Source organism: Blastomonas ursincola, assembly GCF_013607875.1.
GTDB classification, from domain to species: Bacteria; Pseudomonadota; Alphaproteobacteria; order Sphingomonadales; family Sphingomonadaceae; genus Blastomonas; species Blastomonas ursincola.
The window spans coordinates 984,900-1,004,570 of record NZ_VDES01000002.1 but is presented as its reverse complement, the minus strand read 5'-3'; the positions used below and the strand labels follow the sequence as shown (position 1 = coordinate 1,004,570).

20 protein-coding genes are annotated in these 19,671 nt (G+C 64.3%); 12 read left to right on the top strand and 8 right to left on the bottom strand.

Translation table 11 applies throughout. The features are described from left to right. Positions 1-8 precede the first annotated feature (8 nt). The 3 genes from FG486_RS10950 (at position 9) to FG486_RS10940 (ending at position 1,835) form a co-directional block, all read left to right on the top strand. Positions 9-656, top strand: a complete 648-nt coding sequence (locus tag FG486_RS10950; RefSeq protein WP_181267514.1) for an inner membrane-spanning protein YciB — start codon at positions 9-11, stop codon at positions 654-656. A gap of 85 nt (positions 657-741) precedes the next feature. After that, entirely contained in the window at positions 742-1,209 is a 468-nt protein-coding gene (locus FG486_RS10945) for a hypothetical protein (protein ID WP_181267513.1), read from the top strand. After that, positions 1,194-1,835: a hypothetical protein gene (locus FG486_RS10940; RefSeq protein ID WP_181267512.1), complete on the top strand. Its 642-nt coding sequence runs from the start codon at positions 1,194-1,196 to the stop codon at positions 1,833-1,835. Before FG486_RS10945 ends, FG486_RS10940 begins: the two co-directional genes overlap by 16 nt. Positions 1,836-1,930: 95 nt before the next feature. Here the strand turns inward: FG486_RS10940 and FG486_RS10935 are convergent, their stop codons facing one another. From FG486_RS10935 to glmM, 4 genes are all read right to left on the bottom strand, one after another. Next, the gene (locus tag FG486_RS10935) at positions 1,931-2,554 is read right to left on the bottom strand and encodes a superoxide dismutase (RefSeq protein WP_181267511.1); all 624 of its coding nucleotides are present in this window, start codon (positions 2,552-2,554) and stop codon (positions 1,931-1,933) included. A 113-nt stretch (positions 2,555-2,667) separates the two neighbouring features. Further along, the gene (thiD, locus tag FG486_RS10930) at positions 2,668-3,813 is read right to left on the bottom strand and encodes a bifunctional hydroxymethylpyrimidine kinase/phosphomethylpyrimidine kinase (RefSeq protein ID WP_181267510.1); all 1,146 of its coding nucleotides are present in this window, start codon (positions 3,811-3,813) and stop codon (positions 2,668-2,670) included. 109 nt (positions 3,814-3,922) lie between these two features. Further along, entirely contained in the window at positions 3,923-4,153 is a 231-nt protein-coding gene (locus FG486_RS10925) for a DUF1272 domain-containing protein (RefSeq protein WP_066281529.1), read from the bottom strand. Continuing rightward, positions 4,153-5,496 (bottom strand): phosphoglucosamine mutase, encoded by a 1,344-nt coding sequence (gene glmM / locus FG486_RS10920; protein ID WP_060977146.1) that lies wholly within the window; start codon positions 5,494-5,496, stop codon positions 4,153-4,155. The genes FG486_RS10925 and glmM overlap by 1 nt, the downstream gene beginning before the upstream one ends. Before the next feature lie 253 nt (positions 5,497-5,749). On the opposite strand from glmM, the gene FG486_RS10915 reads away from it, so the two are divergent. The 4 genes from FG486_RS10915 to FG486_RS10900 all read left to right on the top strand — a co-directional run bounded on the left by FG486_RS10915 (position 5,750) and on the right by FG486_RS10900 (position 10,900). Further along, a complete protein-coding gene (locus FG486_RS10915; protein ID WP_066281523.1) occupies positions 5,750-6,970 on the top strand; it encodes a dicarboxylate/amino acid:cation symporter in 1,221 nt (406 codons plus the stop codon). Next, positions 6,967-7,956 (top strand): aldo/keto reductase, encoded by a 990-nt coding sequence (locus FG486_RS10910; RefSeq protein WP_181267509.1) that lies wholly within the window; start codon positions 6,967-6,969, stop codon positions 7,954-7,956. The genes FG486_RS10915 and FG486_RS10910 overlap by 4 nt, the downstream gene beginning before the upstream one ends. 25 nt (positions 7,957-7,981) lie before the next feature. Then, positions 7,982-8,359: a hypothetical protein gene (locus tag FG486_RS10905; RefSeq protein WP_181267508.1), complete on the top strand. Its 378-nt coding sequence runs from the start codon at positions 7,982-7,984 to the stop codon at positions 8,357-8,359. Positions 8,360-8,506: 147 nt separating this feature from the next. After that, complete coding sequence (locus FG486_RS10900) at positions 8,507-10,900, top strand: TonB-dependent receptor (RefSeq protein ID WP_241695694.1); 2,394 nt, start codon at positions 8,507-8,509, stop codon at positions 10,898-10,900. Between the two features lie 144 nt (positions 10,901-11,044). Here the strand turns inward: FG486_RS10900 and serS are convergent, their stop codons facing one another. Then, complete coding sequence (gene serS, locus FG486_RS10895) at positions 11,045-12,316, bottom strand: serine--tRNA ligase (protein ID WP_181267507.1); 1,272 nt, start codon at positions 12,314-12,316, stop codon at positions 11,045-11,047. 231 nt (positions 12,317-12,547) lie between these two features. Here serS and FG486_RS10890 point away from each other — a divergent pair, with 231 nt between their 5' ends. From FG486_RS10890 to FG486_RS10875, 4 genes are all read left to right on the top strand, one after another. After that, complete coding sequence (locus tag FG486_RS10890) at positions 12,548-13,045, top strand: hypothetical protein (RefSeq protein ID WP_181267506.1); 498 nt, start codon at positions 12,548-12,550, stop codon at positions 13,043-13,045. A 24-nt stretch (positions 13,046-13,069) separates the two neighbouring features. Next, positions 13,070-13,582 carry a ribosomal eL19 family protein gene (locus FG486_RS10885; protein ID WP_181267505.1) on the top strand — a complete coding sequence of 171 codons (513 nt, stop codon included), beginning with the start codon at positions 13,070-13,072 and terminating at the stop codon, positions 13,580-13,582. A gap of 721 nt (positions 13,583-14,303) precedes the next feature. Next, entirely contained in the window at positions 14,304-14,768 is a 465-nt protein-coding gene (gene dksA / locus FG486_RS10880) for an RNA polymerase-binding protein DksA (RefSeq protein WP_171007712.1), read from the top strand. 128 nt (positions 14,769-14,896) lie between these two features. Further along, positions 14,897-15,274: a PilZ domain-containing protein gene (locus tag FG486_RS10875; RefSeq protein ID WP_231750060.1), complete on the top strand. Its 378-nt coding sequence runs from the start codon at positions 14,897-14,899 to the stop codon at positions 15,272-15,274. Between the two features lie 18 nt (positions 15,275-15,292). Here the strand turns inward: FG486_RS10875 and FG486_RS10870 are convergent, their stop codons facing one another. Further along, complete coding sequence (locus tag FG486_RS10870) at positions 15,293-16,486, bottom strand: CaiB/BaiF CoA transferase family protein (protein ID WP_181267504.1); 1,194 nt, start codon at positions 16,484-16,486, stop codon at positions 15,293-15,295. A gap of 220 nt (positions 16,487-16,706) precedes the next feature. Here FG486_RS10870 and FG486_RS10865 point away from each other — a divergent pair, with 220 nt between their 5' ends. Beyond that, positions 16,707-16,898 carry a hypothetical protein gene (locus tag FG486_RS10865; protein WP_060977153.1) on the top strand — a complete coding sequence of 64 codons (192 nt, stop codon included), beginning with the start codon at positions 16,707-16,709 and terminating at the stop codon, positions 16,896-16,898. Positions 16,899-16,923: 25 nt separating this feature from the next. Here FG486_RS10865 and FG486_RS10860 read toward each other — a convergent pair whose 3' ends face one another. Together FG486_RS10860 and FG486_RS10855 are read right to left on the bottom strand one after the other, a co-directional pair. Then, the gene (locus FG486_RS10860; RefSeq protein WP_181267503.1) at positions 16,924-18,084 is read right to left on the bottom strand and encodes an acyl-CoA dehydrogenase family protein; all 1,161 of its coding nucleotides are present in this window, start codon (positions 18,082-18,084) and stop codon (positions 16,924-16,926) included. Between the two features lie 103 nt (positions 18,085-18,187). After that, the gene (locus tag FG486_RS10855; protein WP_181267502.1) at positions 18,188-19,591 is read right to left on the bottom strand and encodes a nitronate monooxygenase; all 1,404 of its coding nucleotides are present in this window, start codon (positions 19,589-19,591) and stop codon (positions 18,188-18,190) included. Positions 19,592-19,671 lie beyond the last annotated feature (80 nt).

Here is a 19,671-nt window from a genome sequence, read left to right as displayed (position 1 = left end):
GCGAGGAAATGCCGCAGACCGCAGCCGCCCAGGCCGTGGCCGCGCCGAAGAAGAAATCCGAAGGCAGCCTGTTGCCGCTGCTGCTCGATTTCGGCCCGCTGCTGATCTTCTTCGCGGTGTTCAAGCTGACCCAGAGCGACGGCGCGGCGCTCGCCAGCACGCGCGCGGCGATCAACGGCACGCTCGCATTCATGGTCGCGATCCTCGTCGCGGTGGCAGTGTCCAAATGGCGGCTGGGCCGCGTCTCGCCGATGCTGTGGCTCAGCGCCGTGCTGGTCGTCGGCTTCGGCGCGCTGACGGTCTATTTCAACGACGAACGCTTCATCCAGATCAAGCCGACGATCATCTATTCGGGCTTTGCCGCGCTGCTGCTCGGCGGCTGGATGATGGGCAAACCGCTGCTGCGCTATCTGCTGCAAGCGGCGTATGACGGGCTGGACGAGACCGGCTGGCTCAAGCTCTCGCGCAACTGGGGGCTGTTCTTCGTGGTGATGGCGCTGATCAACGAGGGACTGCGCCAGTTCCTGACCTTCGAGACCTGGCTGACGGTCAAGGTCTGGGGCGTCACCGCATTGTCCTTCCTCTTCGCGATGAGCCAGATCCCGATGCTGATGAAGCACGGCCTGGCGCTTGAAGGTGCTGAAGCGAAAGATTAGAAGAGCGCGCTGCTGCCTCGGAACAACAAGGAATCGCAAGCCGGTCCGATGATCGGTGCAATGCGATCATGCTGGAATGATGAGGATGGCCAACAAGCTCTTGATATTTGCATCCCTCTTGGTCGTGTGTGTGCCGACACCGGGTTGGGCATCGCCCAAAGTCGATCGCGGCAACGGCTTTTTCTTCAACAAGCCCGGAGCAACTGCCGAACTTGCGACGCGCGAAACCGAAAGCTGTCGGAAGCTGGCGAGCGGCGCCGAATCGCAGATCAACACCATCGATGTCCTGGCCGGAGGCCTTGCCGCAGTCTTTGGCGGTGCTCTGGCCGATGGCGACCAGAAGCGGATCAACACGGAGAACTGCATGCTGATCCGCGGCTGGAACCTCTATGCGATGACGCGCGAGGAGGGCCGGGCGTGGAAGGCCTTGCCACAGGCTGAGCGCAACGCTGAGCTCGCCATTCTTGTCGGCGCCGAAAAGCCGACGCGCGGCAGTCTGCTGCGCACCTGGCACAACGACTATGCGGAGCCGGCGCTATGGCAAAAGAACTGATTGCCCTGATCGGCCTTGTGCTGGCCGGACCGGCCATGGCGCAACTGACCGAGCAGGTGGATTTGAAGAAACTCGAACGACCGGTCCCCGCAGCCAATGAGGCCATGATCGTGCTGCGTCCCCATGCGCCGGGCATGGTGGGCGACAACCGCATCCTGTTCTACCGCTATGACCCGGCCACCAGGAAGGTCGCGCTGGACGCGCAGGGCCAGCCGGTCGGCACCAAGATCACGTACAGCTATACGGTGTTCGGCGGAAAGAAGGGCGAAAAGGCGCTGCGCGTGGCGATTGTTCCCGCGGGCGATTACGTGCTGGCAGGCCGGACGTTCAACATGACCTATACCGACGTCTTCTGTCTTGGCGCGCCGCACTTTCGCGTCGAGCCGGGAAGCGTCACCTATATCGGCGACTTCGAGATGCTCGCGCTCGAGAAGATGGCGGACGGAGAACGGCGCAATGCCATGCGTTTTTCGTCTGACCTGGAATCGACCCGCCAGCAATTGGCCACATCCTATCCCGGATTATCTGGACGGCTCGAAAGCTGGCAACCGACAAACGGCTCGACCTTCCAGTGCCTGGGTGATGAGTTCGTAGCCTACAATGTCCCGGAAAGCGGCAAGCCCTGAAACGAAAAGCGGGGCCGCGACATCATCGTAGCCCCGCTCAATTCCCGGCCTGGCTTGCGGTCGATGAAGCAAGCCAGGCCATGACATCTGGGTTATCAACCTTCCTGGTCAGCCCTTTCAGTACCCTTGCCGTCGAGATTCTGCGCGACGAATTCCCAGTTGATCGCCTTGTCGAGCACCGTCGACAGGTAATCCGGGCGGGCGTTGCGATAGTCGATATAATAGGCGTGTTCCCACACATCGAGCGTCAGCAGCGGCTTCATGCCGTCGTGCGCGACCGGCGAGTCCGCGTCGTGCAGCGAGGTGATTTCCAGCTTGTCGCCGTTGAGCACCAGCCAGGCCCAGCCGCTGCCGAAATGGCCGACGGCTTCGGCCTTCAGCTTGTCCTTGAAATCGGCGACCGAGCCGAAATCGGCCTTGATGCGCTCTTCGAGCGAGCCGGGGATCGACTGGCCTTCGGGGCTGAGGCAGTGCCAGAAGAAGGTGTGGTTCCAGATCTGCGCGGCGTTGTTGAACAGGCCCTTGTTGCCCTTTTCCTTCGCGGCGACGATCACCTTGGAGAGGCTCGCGCCTTCCAGGTCGGTGCCCTTCACCATGTCGTTCGCCTTGCCGACATAGGCATTGTGATGCTTGCCGTGGTGATAGTCGAAGGTTTCCGCCGACATCACGTCGCCAAAGGCGGTCTTGTCAAAGGGGAGCGGGGGAAGCACGAAAGCCATGGGTCATCTCCTGTTTTGGAAAAGCGTTGGAACGATTGCCGCAACGCATATGGGCAATTGCGTAGCCGGGTAAAGGGCCAATGCGCGGGGTTGCCGCAATTACGGGAAGCACCTCATTCGGTTGCGATCCGCCAGGGAGGATAGCGCCGGTTCTCGCCGCCGAAATAGAGGCACAGCACATTACCCGCCGGGTCGCTCAGCCGCGCCTCGCGCCATCCCCAGCTCTCGTCGATTGGGTCTTGATCAATGGCGAAGCCTTCCGAGGCGAGCGCCGCGACGCGCGCGTCGAGATCGGCGCATTCGAGATAGACCATCGCACCGCCGACCGCCTCGCCGACATGGATCGAGAGCGTCGCGCCGTTGTCCGCCTCGAACCGGGCATAGCCATTGTCCGGACTGTCGACGATCTGGGTGAGACCCAGCGCGCGGTAGAAGGTGACCGAGGCGGCATAATCGGTCGCGCCCAGCGTCACCTGGTTGAGATGCCAGCCGGGGGCAAGCGCATCGTTGCGCACGCGCTGGTGCCCCATCGGGCCGTTGCTGGCGACCAGCCCCGGCGCATCGCGCAGCGCCAGCCGCACGAACCGGCGCGCGCGCTCGATCGCGGCTTCCATCGGCACGCCCTGCCCCAGCAGCGTCGCGATCGCAATGGAGAGCGTGCAACCGGTGCCATGGCTGTGCGGGCTGTCGATCCGCGGATCGCTCCAGCGCGCGACCTCGCCCTCGCGCGTCACCAGCCGGTCGGTGACGGTATCGCCCCCCGCATGGCCGCCCTTGACCAGCAGCGCGGGCGCAAGTTCCAGCACCGCCGCCTCGCCGCCCAGCGCCTCGAGCTCGGGCAGGTTCGGCGTGACGAGCGTGGCGCAGGCCATCAGCCGCCTGAACGCCGTAATGGTGGCTTCGTCCGCCAGCACCGCCCCGCTAGAGGCGATCATCACCGGATCAAAGATGACAGGAATGCCGGGATGCGCGACAAGCCAGTCGGCGAGTGCCTCGGCGATCGCGGGCGAGCCCAGCATGCCGATCTTGATCGCATCGAGCCCGAAATCGCGCGCCACCGCGTCGATCTGCGCGATGACCATGGCGGTCTCGAGCACCTGCACCGCATCGACCCCGCGCGAATTCTGCGCGGTGATCGCGGTGATCGCGGTCATCGCATGGCCGCCCAGCATGGTGATGGTCTTGATATCCGCCTGAATGCCCGCGCCGCCACCGGAATCGGAGCCTGCGATGGTCAGGATGCGCGCTTGATCAGTCATATACCTACATCCGTTTGTCCCGAGCGAAGTCGAGGGACCCAGCACGACCCTTTACGATCACGTCCCTCGACTACGCTCGGGACAAACGGAAGGGGTGTGCAGGGCAAGCTCACCCATGCTGCGTGAATTTCCGCACGGTCGAGCCGGGGAATTTCTCGAGCAGCTTCCTGGACCGTACCGGGCGGTCGACCAGCTCGCCGCCGCAATTGGGGCAGCGGTCGTCAAGCTCCTCCGCGCATTCGGCGCAGAAGGTGCATTCGAACGAGCAGATGAATGCGCCGGGGTCCTGCGCAGGCGTATCCGCGCCGCAGCGTTCGCAATCGGGGCGCATTTCCAGCATCAGAGCGCCACCTCCGCCACGACTGCGCAGATGCGGTCGACCACCGCCTCGACCTGCGCGGCATCGTCGCCTTCGGCCATCACGCGGATGACGGGCTCGGTGCCAGAGGGCCGGATCACCAGCCGCCCCTTGCCCCGCAGTTCCTCATCGGCATCGGCAATGACCTTCTGCACCTTGGGGTTTTCGAGCGGCTTGCCGCCCGAGAAGCGCACATTCTTGAGCAGCTGCGGCACCGGATCGAACAGATGGAGCAGCTCGCTCGCGGGCTTGCCCTCGCGTACCAGCTCGGCCAGCACCTGCAGCGCGGCGACCGTGCCATCGCCGGTGGTGGCATGGTCGGTCAGGATCATGTGCCCCGATTGTTCGCCGCCGACATTGTAACCGCCCGCGCGCATCGCGCCGAGCACATAGCGGTCGCCCACCTTGGTGCGGACGAGTTCGAGCCCCTGGCCCTTGAGATAGCGTTCCAGCCCCAGGTTCGACATCACCGTCGCGACCACGCCGCCGCCGCGCAGCCGCCCTTGGCGCGCCCAGCTGCCGCCGATCAGCGCCATGATCTGGTCGCCATCGACGATGGTGCCTTTCTCGTCGACCACGATCAGCCGGTCGGCATCGCCATCGAGCGCGATGCCGATATCCGCGCCCGAGGCAACGACCCGCTCCTGCATCGCCTCGACATGGGTGGAACCGACGCGGTCGTTGATGTTGAGCCCGTTGGGATTGACGCCGATCGCGATCACCTCCGCGCCCAGTTCCCAGAAGGCCGAGGGCGCGACCTGATAGGCGGCGCCATGCGCGCAATCGACGACGATCTTGAGGCCGTCCAGGCGCACCTGATCGGGCAGCGAGGCCTTGACCGCGTGGATATAGCGGCCGCGCGCATCCTCGATCCGGCGGGCGCGGCCGATCGCTTCGGAGGCGGCGAGCTGCGGATTGCCCGCTTCGAGCATCGCCTCGATCTGCATCTCGTCCTCGTCGGAGAGCTTGAAGCCATCGGGGCCGAACAGCTTTATGCCATTATCCTGGAACGGGTTGTGGCTGGCCGAGATCATCACGCCAAGGTCCGCGCGCATCGATCGGGTGAGCAATGCGACCGCAGGGGTCGGCATCGGGCCCACCAGCACCACATCCATGCCGACGCTGGTAAAGCCCGCGACCAGCGCATTTTCCATCATGTAACCCGAAAGCCGGGTATCCTTGCCGATGACGACGCGGTGCTTGTGGCTGCCGCGCAGGAAATGCGCGCCTGCGGCCTGGCCTACCGCCATCGCCATGGCTGCGGTCATGAAACCCTGATTGGTGCGTCCCCTGATACCGTCGGTGCCGAAAAACTTGCGTGTCACGCGTGAACCCCTGCCTGGTTTTTTCGCGGCTTAGCGGATTGGGCCGGGACTTGCCAACTCTGTCGCCAGCGGTCATGTCAAATCCCGTCATGCTGGACCCGTTCCAGCATCCATCGTGCCCCCGCAGCCGAAGCCGCGAGAGGCGAAATGGGCCCGGATTCAAGTTCAGGGTGACGGATCGCGCAATCCGTGTTCATAAGAAATCAGGATCGCAAACCAAACAGAATCATGAAGATACAAGGGCCCTGACTGAATGCTGAAAACCCTTCTGGTCCTGGGCGCTCTCGCCATCGGCATTGCGCTGGGGATGGCGATCGGCGGCAACGCGCCGGGCCTCGTCAACGGCGCGGATGTGGTCGGATCGCTGTGGCTGCGCGGTCTGCAGATGACGGTGGTGCCGCTGGTCGTCACGCTGCTGGTTACCGGCATCCTTCGCACCGCGCAGATGGCAAGCGCCGGTCGGCTCACGGTGCGCGCGATCGCGACGATGATCGCGCTGCTCTGGGCCTCGGCCGCGATGGCGGCGATCGTGACGCCGGCACTGCTTACCGCCTTTCCGCTGCCCGAGGCCGCGCGCGCCGCGCTAAGAGGTGCGCTCGCCACCGCCCAGCCGACCGGCGAGGTGCCCCCTTTCACCGAGTTCCTGCGCGCGCTGGTGCCGACCAATCCGGTCGCCGCTGCCGCCAATGACGCGATCCTGCCGCTCATCATCTTCACCCTCGCCTTCGCCTTCGCGCTCACCCGGCTCTCGCCCGATCAGCGCGCACCGGTACAGGGCCTGTTCGCCGCGATTGCCGATGCGATGATCATCCTGATCGGCTGGGTGCTCGCGCTCGCGCCGATCGGAGTGTTCGCGCTCGGGCTGGTGGTCGGATCGCGCGCGGGTGTCGCCGCGTTCGGCGCGCTCGGCCATTATGTGCTGGTCGTGACCAGCGTCGGCGGCGTGGTGTGGATTTCGGGCTTTGCCCTCGCCTGGATTGGCGGGCGTACGGGTCCGCTCACCTTCCTGCGCGCCTCGATCCCTGCCCAGGCCGTGGCGATCTCGACGCAATCCTCGCTCGCCTCGCTGCCCGCGATGCTGACCGGCGTGCGTGCGCTCGGCGTCGGCGAACGCACTGCCGATGTCGTGCTGCCGATCGCGGTCGCGCTGTTCCGCGCCACGGGTCCGTGCATGAACCTGGCCGTCGCCATCTATGTCGCGCATCTGATGGGCGTGGAGCTCGGCCCCGTGGCCCTGGCCGCCGGCGTCGCCGCCGCCGCGATCACGACCATGGGCGCGGTGTCGCTGCCCGGTTCGATCAGCTTCATCAGTTCGATCGCCCCGATCTGTATTGCCATGGGTGTGCCCGTCGAACCGCTGGCACTTTTGTTGGCGATCGAAGTCTTCCCCGATATCATGCGAACCTTGAGTAATGTAACCATGGACATGGCGGTCACGACGACTATTGCCCGCGCCGAAGGAGACAAGGAATGATCTATCGCAAACTGGGCGGGCTGCAGGTTTCGGCGCTGGGCCTGGGCTGCATGCCGATGGCGGGCATCGGCGCGGCGATGTACGGCAAGGCAGATCATCGCGAGTCCATCGCCACGCTCGAACGCGCGATCGAACTGGGCGTTACCTTTTTCGACACGGCCGAAGTCTATGGCCCCTATGTCAACGAGGAACTGCTGGGACAGGCTATCCGCGGACGCCGCGATCGGCTGGTGATTGCCACCAAGTTCGGCTTCCGGATCGAGGATGGCGGCTATCGCGGCGTCGATTCGAGCCCGGAGAATGTGCGCCGCGCCTGCGAGGGTTCGTTGAAGCGCCTCGGCATCGATACGATCGACCTGTACTACCAGCACCGCGTCGACCCCAATGTGCCGATCGAGGAGACGATCGGGGCGATGTCGCGGCTCGTCGAAGAAGGCAAGGTGCGCTATCTCGGTCTGTCGGAGGCAGGCGCCGACACCATCCGCCGCGCCGACGCCACGCACCCGATCACCGCGCTGCAAAGCGAATATTCGCTCTGGGAGCGCGGGGTGGAGGAGGAGATCCTGCCGCTGTGCCAGGATCTCGGCATCGGCTTCGTCCCCTACAGCCCGCTGGGCCGCGGCTTCCTGACCGGCCTGATCAGCCAGCGTTCGGATCTGCCCGAAGGCGATTACCGGCTCAACGATCCGCGCTATTCGGAAGAGAATTTCGCGATCAACATGGGCGTGGTCGATGTGGTAGAACAGATCGCGGTCGCGCACCGGGTATCGCCCGCGCAGATCGCTCTCGCCTGGCTGCTTGCGCAGGGCGAGGACATCGTGCCGATCCCGGGGTCGAAGCGCCGTGCAACACTCGAGGATTCGATGGCCGCGGTGAACGTGTCGTTGAGCGCCGCCGATCTCGACGCACTCGATGCCGCCGCGCCGCCGGGGTCGACCGCAGGCCAGCGTTATGGCGAAATGGGCATGAAGATGGTCCGGCTCTGAGCCCATTCGCGCGCGGGATCGGTCGATGGAGGCACCGGACAGTCCGCCGCCAGATTCGGAAACCCGCGATCGTGCATCGTCCGGTCCGCCCGGAGAGACCGCCGCCGTCAAGCTGTCTTGGATGCAAGTGGCTCTGATGGTGGCAGGACTGGCCGGGCTGGGCGCGATAGAGCTCGCGCTGTACCTGCATTTCTCGGACGTGACCGGCTGGCCGGAAGCCTATGGCATCGAATGCCGCCGCAAATGCTGGGGAACCTATCTGTTCCACAGCCCCCGGTTGCTGTTGCATAACGATCTGAACGAGATCGCGCTGTTCGCGGTGCTATGGGCAGTGGTCTGGGTGCCAGCCCTTGTGCTGTTTCCCATCAGCAAGCAGCTTCGCGCTCGCAAACGACTGAACTAGAGCACCTTCCGTCGCGTCCGCCGGACGATTGTCGCGATGTTACAAAACGAATTCCGAAACGCCATCAATCTGTAATTGTTGCGACGCACAAAAGACGCCGCTCGGATGCAGAGGGCGCGCATTCCACTCAATCTGAGGACATGCGCAATGCCCCGTTTCCCCCTTCGCGTCTCGATGCTCTCGCTCGCCATCGCCCTGTCGGCCAGCCCTGCCCTCGCCCAGGATCAGGCCGATGCCGAGAGCGGCAGCGACAACACCATCATCGTCACCGCGCAGAAGCGCGAGCAGTCGATCCAGGACGTGCCGCTGACCGTCTCTGCCATCAACGGCGAGCAAATGGACAAGATCGGCATCGACGAGTTCGACGAACTGTCCGCCTATATTCCCGGCCTCAACATCCAGGAGCAGAGCGCGAACAATCCGGGGTTCGTCATCCGCGGCATCACCTCTGATTCGGGCAGCGCGCAGATCGCGCCGCGCGTGACCATCTATCTCAACGGCATCGACGTCTCGCGCTCGCGCGGATCGTATTTCGACCTATTCGACATTGACCGGGTCGAGGTGGTGAAGGGCCCGCAGGCGACGCTGTTCGGCACCGCCGCGACGATCGGCGCGATCTCGGTGATCACCGCCAAGCCCGAGCCGGGCTTTTCGGCCGACCTGCGCGGCAGCTACGGCAATTTCAACCTTTATGAGGGCCGCGCGATGATCAATGTCGGCAACGACAGGATCGCCGGGCGCATCGCCGCATCGTACAAGAAGCGCGACGGCTATGTCCGCAACATCGCGGGCGAGCCCGGCACCACCTCGGCGCGCACCACGGCGAACAACCAGGCGGACCTGAACGGCATCGACCAGTTCGCCATTCGCGGATCGCTGCGCATCTGGCCGACCGCCGAGAGCACGATGGACTTCGTGTTCAACTACGAGCAGCAGCGCAACCCCGGCACCGCGTTTAAGTCCGGTTCGATCGCGCCCACCGGCGGCACCACCAGCCCGTTCACCTTCGCCGAACTGGGCGGCGCGCCCGCCGATCTCAGCCGAGCGATCCTGGGCCTGCCCAAGCTGGGTCTGAACCGCGAGGTCTATGATGCCAGCGTGACCTTCCAGACCCCGATGGGCGGCGGATGGTCGCTGACCTCGATCACCGGCTATCGCAAGTTCGACAGCCTCGAGACCTTCGATGCCGACGGCACCGCGCTGTTCTTTCTGGAATTTGCCGAGGACGCACAGGGCGAACAGATGAGCCACGAGACCCGCTTCGCCTATGACAGCGACCGGCTGCGCGGCTTTTTCGGCTTCAACGTGTTTCATGAAGAGGGCACGCAGGCCGTGCCGTTCCTGACCGATGAAGGCACCTATATCAGCTGCGCGCCGTTCCCTGCCTTTGCGCCGGTGCGCAACAACGTCGCTGCAGCGCTCGGCGTGCTCGGCGCCTCGACTTGCGCCGCGCTCAACAGCCCGAATCCGGCGCGCAATGCCACCGCGATCCTGACGCGCGGCGCGGCGACGGTGCTGCCCTATAGCAGCACCTTCACCAATGGCGGCAAGAACACGGTCTATTCGGCCTTTGCCGATCTGACCTTCGACATTTCCGACCGGTTCGAACTGTCGGCGGGCGTGCGCTATCTCTACGAGGAGCGCGCGTCGACCTATACGGCCGTGCAGCCCGGCAGCCAGATCTTCGCCTCATTGGGTGTGCGCGGCGTCTCGCTGCTCGGCGCGGTCGACACCGCAGGCCAGGTGTTCCGCGTCCGCGACAATTTCGATGCGTGGCTGCCGCGCTTCAATGCCCTGTATCGGGTCACCGACCAGGTCAACGTCTACGCCACCATCTCCAAGGGTCGCCGCTCGCCGGTGCTGAACCTCAGCGCCAGCGCGACGGCGGCTGGGCCGGTGCCCAATTTCACGCTCGTGGCAGAAGAAAAGATCTGGAACTACGAGGGCGGCGTCAAGGCGACGTTCGGTGGGTTCTCGGGCTCGATCGGCGCCTTCTACCAGGATTATTCCAACTTCCAGACCAGCTTCTTCAACCAGCAGGGCCAGACCGTGCCGGTCAACGCGGGCAATGCCGGCAATTTCGGCGTGGAAGTCGAAGGCGCGCTGCGGATCGGCGACAACGTCCGCCTGTTCGCCAACTATGCCTATATTGATGCCAAGATCGAATCGCCCAATCCGGCGTTCCAGGACAATCGGTTCCGCCTGCAATCCAAGCACAAGGCGGCCGCGGGCATCGACGTGACGCTGCCGGTGGGCGACAGCGCCGAGCTGTTCTTCTTCCCGACGGTGACCTATTCGAGCAAGCAGTTCTTCGAAATCCCGAACAGCGAGCGGCTGAGCGAGAACGGCTATCTGCTGATCAACGCGCGCGCAGGCGTCCGCTTCGACGAGGGCCGCTACGAAATCACCGCCTTTGCCCGCAACCTCACCAACGAGGATTATCTGATCGACGCGGGCAATACCGGCGGCGCATTCGGCACCGCGACCTTCATCGCGGGCGAACCGCGCCTCTACGGCGTTCAGGTCGCGGCGAAATTCTGACATCGAGACGCATGAAAAACCCTCCCCCTCGATGGGGGAGGGTTGGGTGGGGGTGATCTTCAGGGATCGCGCGCGGGTTTCGAGTTTGCGCTGCTAGCACTCGGCCGCACCCCTCACCCCCTCGCGCACACGCGAGCTTAGAGGTTACGCCTGCAGCACTTCGATCCCGCCCATATAGGGCAGCAGCGCCTCAGGCACGCGCACCGAGCCATCAGCCTGCTGATAATTCTCGACGATCGCCACCAGCGTTCGCCCGATCGCCAGTGCCGAACCGTTGAGCGTATGGACGAACTCGGTGCCCTTCTCGCCCTCGGGGCGGTAGCGGGTGTTCATCCGCCGCGCCTGATAGTCGCCGCAGTTCGAGATGCTGGCGATCTCGCGATAGGCATTCTGTCCCGGCAGCCAGACTTCCAGATCATAGGTCTTGCGGCTCGCCTGGCCCATATCGCCTGCGCACAGCAGCATCTTGCGGTACGGCAGCCCCAGCGCCTGCAGGATGGCCTCGGACGCGGCACACATGCGCTCGTGCTCGGCCTCGGACTGGTCGGGCGCGGCGATGGTGACCAGCTCGACCTTCTCGAACTGGTGCTGGCGGATGAGGCCGCGCGTATCACGCCCGGCAGAGCCCGCCTCGGAGCGGAAGCAGGGTGTCAGCGCGGTCAGCCGGATCGGCAGCTCGGCTGCGGTCAGGATCTGCTCGCGCACGCTGTTGGTCAGGCTGACCTCGGAGGTCGAGATCAGCCAGCGGCCGTCGGTGGTCTGGAACAGGTCCTCGGCGAACTTGGGCAGCTGGCCCACACCGAACACGGCCTCGTCACGCACCAGATAGGGTGTCGCACACTCGGCATAGCCACGCGCCACCTGGGCATCGAGCATGAACTGGCCGAGCGCCCGGTTGAGTCGCGCGATGCCTCCGCGCAGGAAGGTGAAGCGCGCGCCGGAAATCTTCGCGGCCGTCTCGAAATCCATGCCAAGTGCGGGGCCGATATCGGCATGTTCCTTCGGCTCGAAATCGAACTGCGGCTGATCGCCCCAGCGGACAAGCTCGACATTGCCGGTCTCGTCCGCACCATCGGGCACATCGGCAGCGGGCAGGTTGGGAAGCGCGGCGAGCCGCTCGGCCAGCGCGGCATCGCCTGCGCGTGCCTGTTCCTCGAGCTCGCTCAGCCGGGTCTTGAGCTCTGCCACCTCGGCTTTCAGCGCATCGGCCTTTTCGGCATCCTTCTGCGCCATCGCCTGGCCGATCAGCTTCGACGCCTCGTTGCGCCGCGCCTGCGCCGCCTGCGATTCGTTCAGCGCCTCGCGCCGCTTCGCATCGAGCGCGATGATCTCGGCCGCCACTGGCTGCTGCCCCTTGCGGACCAGTGCTGCGTCAAAGGCTTCGGGGTTTTCGCGGATGAATTTGATGTCGTGCATGGGCTGAGCCTATGCCCTGCCCGCCCGCCCCGATGCAATCCGCAATCGTGCGCCTTTCCATGCAAAAAGGGCGACCCCGGTTGGGATCGCCCTTTCCGCTAACGGTCGATGGCGGGCAGCGGTGACGGTCGCTGCCGGGCCGATCAGGCCGCGTTGCGCTTTGCGTCTTCCTTGCGCTTGGCGAAGCGGCGACGCGCTGCCAGTGCAACCGCACCTGCACCGAAGAGCAGGATGGCCGGCGGCGCGGGCACATCGGTGCCGCCATCGGGCGGCGGCGGACCACCGCTCGAACCCGAAGAGGTGCTCGACGAGGAGGAAGACGAAGACGACGAACTGGAGCTCGACGAACCCGAGGAGCCGGTGCTGCCGCTCGATCCGGTCGAGGTGCTGGTGCCGCCAAAGCTCGACGAGGTGCTGCTCGATGTGGCGCCCGACGAGGTGCTGGACGAGGTCGAGCTGCTGGACGACGAGGACGAACCGCTCGAACCGCTCGAGCCCGAGGACCCGGTCGAACCGCTCGATCCAGTCGAACCCGACGATCCGGTGGACCCTGTCGAACCGCTCGAACCCGAAGAACCGCTGCTGGTCGACGAGCTGGAAGAGCTGCTCGACGACGACGAGGACGAGCCGCTGGAACCCGAGGAACCGCTCGAGCCAGACGAACCCGACGAGCCCGAAGAACCGCTCGAGCCGGAAGAGCCGCTCGAACCGCCAGGCTTGCCCGGGTGACCGGGCTTGCCGGGATAGCCGGGCTTGTCGCCGCCCGAAGAGGACGAACTCGACGAGGAGGAACTGGAAGAGGAAGAGCTCGACGAGGAAGAGGACGACGAGGAGCTGGACGAGCTGACATTGCCCGAAGACGAGGAAACGTTGCCCGAGGACGTGCTGACGCCGCCCGTCGAGGTCGAAACGCCACCGGTCGAGGTCGAGACGCCGCCCGTGGAAGTCGAAACGCCGCCGGTCGAGGTCGAGATACCACCCGTCGAGATGTTGCCCGACGAGGTGCTGGTCGATCCGCCCGTGCTGGTGAAACCACCGGTCGAGGTGCTGGTCGATCCGCCGGTGCTGGTGAAGCCGCCGGTCGAAGTGCTGGTCGATCCGGTCGACGAGATCACGACGCTGCCGCCGCCACCGCCGCCGCCACCAAAGAAGCCGCCGAAGAAACCGCCGCCAAAGCCACCGCCGAAACCGCCGAGGCCGCCACCGACGACCACGGGGAAACCGCCACCGCCGCCCGAGAAGCCGCCCGAATCCTGCTGCGGATAGGCCGGCAGCGGCAGCGGGATCGGCGCCTGCTGCGTCGTCACGGTCACGACCTGCGGCGTGGCCTGGACCGGGGTGCGGGCAACCATGCGGCGCGCGCGCTTGACCTTGCGGACCGGTGCCTTGGCAATCTGGCGACCGCGAATCGGCTTGGTCGTCTTCGTCTGGCGATACTGCTTGACCTGGGCAGGCGGGGTGTCGGCGACATGGACAGCGCCACCACCGATGATCGCTCCGCCGCAAGTGCAGGCACACAGTTTTGCCAAGGCCATCCGTACAGACATTGTGTTTTCTCTCTCAGACCTGGGGCCATTCCGGGGCCCGTGGAGCAAGAACCAGGGCCGGGGTCAGCGTCCCGATATGCAATGCAAGCCAGAACAAAGCGTTAATCTCAATGGTGTTAACCTTGATTTGACAAGCTGCGCGACAAAAATCTGCGGCATTGCCGGGCACAGTGGGCCTGCTGTCCCGATTTGAAACCGAAAAACCGGACAAAATTAACCGATGCTATCTACCACGGCGCCTGGCAGGGCCGGATTTGGGATTGACGGTACGGCCTGCACCGATGTGTCCGAAAAAGCGTCGATTAGTCCCTGATTCTAAGGTTTTTGCCGCTTGTATGGCCCCAAGCCGGTGGCTATAGGCCGCTGCAACCAAAGGCCGACGGGACGTGCCTGATCTGGGCGCGGAGCGGCGGTGCTGCAAACACCACCGGGAGCATTCAATGGCGTCCATCTCCACGGCTATCGATGACATCGATGTGCTGGCCAAGGCGCGCAGGAACATCGCGGGCGATTATTTTCCATCGCCCGACGAGGAATACATGTCCCCGCGCCAGCTGGAATATTTCCGTACGCTTTTGCAGGAATGGAAGCGGTCCATCCTGGCCGCGTCCAAGGACACGCTGCAGCAGCTGCAGGACGGCCCGATGCGCGAGCCCGATCTTAACGATCGCGCGTCGAGCGAGACCGACTGGGGCATCGAACTGCGCACCCGCGACCGGCAGCGCAAGCTCATCGCCAAGATCGATTCCGCGCTGCGCCGGATCGACGAGGGCGAATATGGCTATTGCGAGGTCACAGGCGAGCCGATCGGTCTGGGCCGACTGGTCGCCCGCCCCATCGCGACGATGACGGTCGAGGCGCAGGAAGCGCATGAACGCCGTGAGAAAATCTCTCGCGACGACTGACGTCCGGCCCGCCCTGGCAGCCACCGGTTAACCAATTGGCGACACTCTTGGCGCTATAAGAGAGGCGTGCATCACTTCCCTCCATATTGGGGGGAACTGCCTCTCTTGCCACGCTGGAAGCCAGACCGATGAATATGCCTGTCAGCCCGAAATCTCTCGATGTTCAGGAGAGCCGTGCGAGAGACAGCTTGTTCCTGCTCGCCGAACTCACGCTGGAAGACAGCGGCGAGCGCCACAAGGTCAAGGTGCGCAATCTTTCCAGCGGCGGCATGATGGTCGAATCCGAGCTCGAGGTGACCCAGGGCCAGCGCATCGTCGTCGAACTGCGCAATATCGGCCATGTTCGCGGGCAGATTGCCTGGGTGCGCAGCGAGAAATTCGGCGTCGCCTTCGATCGCCAGATCAATCCCAAGCTCGCCCGCAAGCCGGTGGGCACCACGCAGGAAACGCCGCGCTTCCTGCGGGTGCTTGATGCGTATAGCCCGTCCTATCCGCGTCAGCGCTGACGCCGGGGGCCCCTCTCCTTACCCATCATTTGCCGCGCTCGGCAGCTCGCTATTCTGCGCGCCGATGCTCTGCGGGGCCAGCCGCTGATTGGCCGGGCTGCCGGTGAACGCGATCGGATGACGCAGCGTGCGATAGGGCCCGATATGCGGCGCTGCCATGTCCATGAAGAAGCCGGTGGCCTTGAGATGCGGATCGTCAGGCACCTTCTCGATCGGGTTGAACCGCATTGCCGGAATGTCTTCCTTGTCGAGCAGTTCGACCCATTCGTCGGTGGTCTTTGTCGCGGCGACTTCCTCGATGATCGCATAGAGGTCGCCTGTATGCTTGGTGCGCTCCTCATAGGTTGAAAAGCGCGGATCTTCGAACACGCCCGGTCGCCCCCCGATCTCGAAGAACCGTGCCCATTGCCGGTCGACATAGGGGACGATGGCGATGAAGCCGTCCTTGGTCGGATAGGGCCTGCGCCGCGGGTTGATCGACCGGGTATAGCCGAACTTGCCATCGCCGGGGAAAGTCTGGCCGTACAGGTTCTCCACCATGTTGAAGAAGGTGAAGCATTCGAACATCGGGACCGACACGAACTGCCCCTCGCCCGTACGCTGACGGTGCACCACCGCAGCGAGCGTCGCGATCGTGGCGAACAGCCCCACCGTCTTGTCCGCGACCAGCGACGGGGTGTAACTCGGCGGACCGTCCGACCGCTTGGCATAGAGATCGGCCCAGCCCGATGCCGCCTGGACCAGATCGTCATAGGCCTGGCGCTTGCCATAGGGGCCATCGGCGCCATAGCCGCAGCAATGGATGTAGATGATGTTCGGGTTGATCGCCTTGACCGATTCATAATCGAGCCCGAGCCGCGCCATCCCCGCCATGCGAACATTGTGGAAAAACACGTCCGCCTCGCGCAGCAGCGTCTCGAGCTGTGCCTTGCCCAGTTCTTCGCGCCCATCGATCGTCACCGATTTCTTGTTGCGGTTGAGCGCCATGAAGATCGGCCCCAGATCGCCGGTCGGCGACGATCCGGCATAGCGCATCATGTCGCCGGCATGGGTGCCGCCCTTGTTCTCGACCTTGATCACGTTCGCGCCCATATCGGCCAGCATCATCGTCGCCAGCGGACCCATGACCACGCTCGACATGTCCAGCACGCGCACCCCTGCAAGCGGCCCGGTCGCCGCAACATCGCCTATCGTCCAGATTGCTTCAGCCACTTGGGCATTCCTCCTTGCTGATTACTGTCATTTCGCCTGTCACTTTAGGGGCACATAGGTCGTAAAATCGTTCAAAATTGGGACCAAATCCTCGGAAATGCGCCATTTCGGTCCGACTTGCCCGTTGCGAATAACACCATTGTGGAGCTAATGTCCGCCGCGCCGGAAGGGGTGTTTCGGTTTCGCACGACGAGTCGCATCCGTTCCCGTTGGGGGCTTTATGATACTGGGACTTTTTGAGAGCGCTGAACAGCGCAGCAAGGACGCGCGCGACCTGGACAATATGTTCAAGCGCTATGGCGATGATATCCTGAACGTGCTGCAGGCACGCGCTGACGATACCAAGCTGCGCGACCGTGACCGCAAGCACTGGGCGCGCCTGCTGCGCAAGGCCAAGTCGCGTTTCGGCTGAGGCCGGCAGGCCAGGGCTCATCGCATCATCGCCTTTGGTCGAAGCGACGACCCACCATCGCGCTGGCGATATTGACCTTCTGGATATCGATAGCACCTCCGGCAATGCCCCAGCCCCAGGCGTCGCGCATGCGGCGTTCCATGGGATATTGGGTGGAATAGCCATAGCCGCCCATCAGCTGGACGGCATTGCCGGTGACCGAGCGCGCGATCTGGTTGGCAAAGCACTTGGCCGATGAGCTGTCGAGGATCGAGGGCAGACCCTGGTCCGAATTGGCCGCCGCGCGCCAGATCAGCAACCTGGCCGCCTCGACCTCGATCTGCATTTCAGCGAGCTTCATCTGCACCGCCTGGAAATCGACCAGCGGCTTGCCGAACTGCTGCCGGTCCTGGACATAGCCAAGCACGTCCTCCAGCGCACCCGAGGCCTGGCCCAGCGCCATGGTAGCATTGCCGCAACGCTCCAGGTCGAACGCCTCCATCAGCTTGGCAAAACCGCCTGCCGGGACGACGATATTCCCTTCGGGCACGACGCAATCGTCGAACATCAGATCGGCCGAGGGCACGCCGCGAAAGCCCATCAGCGTCTCGGGTTGGCCGAAGCTGAGGCCGGGCGTGCCCTTTTCCACCAGCACCGCGCCGATGCCCTTGGCGCCCGGCGCGTCGGAAAGGCGGGTATAGACCAGATAGGCGTCCGAATGCCCACCGCCTGAGCACCAGCGCTTGGTGCCGTTGATGGTCACCTTGCCATCGGCGATCACGCCGCGCGTGGAGAGGTCGGTGAGCGCGGTGCCCGCCGCCGGTTCGGACATCGATACGGCGACGATCATCTCGCCCGCGCAGACCTGCGGCACGATCCGCTGCTTCAGCGCATCGGGAGCGAAATGCTGGATCGCCCGAACGGGTCCGACACAGGCTTCGAATACGGGAAACGCGACGGCGGAACTAACCTTGGCCAGCTCTTCCAGCACGATCAGTGCGTCCAGATTGGTGAGCCCCAGACCACCCAGCGCTTCGGGCGTGTTGATGCCCAGCAGGCCCATTTCGGCATAGCGGCGCACCATGTCGCGCGGGACCGGGCGGTTGTCGCGCTCCAGCTCGGCGGCCAGCGGCACCAGCTCGGCCTGCGCGAACCGCCGCACCGTCTCGCGCAGCGCGACCTGCTCGTCCGAAAGGCTGAAATCCATCTCCACACCCCGTGTTAATCGTCCGGTTAACAACGGGATGCGGGAGAAAAGAGCCCGCGTCAATGCCCAGTTCTGTCAGGCAGCGATGCGGGGCTGGTCGCGGTCAGTCGCCGGTCAGGATGCGATCGACCAACTGCTTCACCGTTGGCACGAAGCCGTTCGAATAGAACGGATCGGTGCCGAAATTATAGGCGGCGTGCCCTGCGAACATCAGGTTCTTGTCCGGGTCGTCGCCATGCGCGATGTTCTGCAGCGCCTTCTGGATGCAGAAGCTGCGCGGATCGGCGAGATAACCGGTCGAGTTGTTATCATGGTCCTTCCACGACGAGAACGCGCAATGCGACAGACAGCCCATGCAATCGGTCTGGTCCTTGCGGATTTCGGCGCGTTCGTGCGGAGTGACGAAGATCAGCGTGTTGTCCGGCGTCTTGAGCGCGGTGGTAAAGCCTTGTGCATCCCAGCGGCGCGCGCGATCAAGATCAGCAGGCGCCACCCAGAAATTCTTGCCCTTCACTCCACAATCGAGCTGTGCGGTATGTTCGCCCGCCATTTCGGTGGAGAACGGAATCTGCCGTTCGGACCGGGCCTCGAGCGACTTGAGGAACGGGTTGCGCACCGCGCTCGAGTAAAAGCCGGTCGGGCTGAACCGCTGCAGCAGCACATCGCCTTCCTGGATCTTGGTCAGCTCGTCCTTCCACTTCTGCGGGATCGGGCTTTCCTGCGTCAGCAGCGGACGGGTGCCGTACTGGAACGCGATCTGGCCGAGTTCGGGATTGTCGATCCAGTGCTCCCAGTCGCGCAGATACCATACGCCGCCCGCCATGATGATCGGGACATCGTCCGAAATGCCTTCGGCGCGCATCGTGTCGCGCAGCGCCTTGACGCGCGGATAGGGGTCCTGCGGCTGGCGCGGATCTTCGGCATTGGAAAGGCCGTTATGCCCTCCCGCAAGCCAGGGGTCCTCATAGACCACCGCAGCCATCAGCTCGCTGACCTTGTGATAGGCGCGCTTCCACAGCGCACGGAAGGCCCGGGCCGAGCTGATGATCGGCAGGTAGTTGACGTTATACTGCGCAGCGATCTCGGACAGCTTGTAGGGCATGCCCGCACCGCAGGTGACGCCCGCGACCATGCCGCGCGTGCGCTCGAGGATGCCGTGCAGGATCTGCTGCGCGCCGCCCATTTCCCACAGCACGTTGATGTTGATCGCGCCCTGGCCGCCGGCGATCTCGAACGCGCGCTTGACCTGCGCGACACCGCCCTCGATGCCGTAGCGGATCAGCTCCTGGTGCCGTTCGGCGCGGGTGCGTCCGTGATATATCTGCGGGATGACATTGCCGTTTTCGTCATAGCTGTCGGCATTGACCGCCGACACCGTACCAATGCCGCCCGCTGCGGCCCAGGCGCCCGAACTGGCGTGATTGGTGGCGGAAACCCCCTTGCCGCCCTCGATCAACGGCCAGACCTCGCGTCCGCCATAGATGATCGGCTTCAAACCCTTGAACACGTATCCGCTCCCACTTTGCCCCATGCCGGTATAGGCATGCTGCGCACAAAAAGACCAATGAAAAACCGATGAATGCCGCT